General features: G+C 52.8%; 1 rRNA gene. It reads right to left on the reverse strand.

The annotated features are described in order from the left end of the window. Positions 1-254: ribosomal RNA gene (locus AAZR23_RS20840) — 16S ribosomal RNA — on the reverse strand; the annotation flags it as partial.

Raw genomic sequence — 254 nt, forward strand, 5'->3', positions numbered from 1 at the left:
CTGACTCAATCAACCGCCTGCGTGCGCTTTACGCCCAGTAATTCCGATTAACGCTTGCACCCTCCGTATTACCGCGGCTGCTGGCACGGAGTTAGCCGGTGCTTCTTCTGTCGGTAACGTCAATTGTTAAGGTTATTAACCTTAACACCTTCCTCCCGACTGAAAGTACTTTACAACCCGAAGGCCTTCTTCATACACGCGGCATGGCTGCATCAGGCTTGCGCCCATTGTGCAATATTCCCCACTGCTGCCTC

This window comes from Morganella sp. Je.2.23 (assembly GCF_051129855.1).
Classification (GTDB): Bacteria; Pseudomonadota; Gammaproteobacteria; order Enterobacterales; family Enterobacteriaceae; genus Morganella; species Morganella sibonii.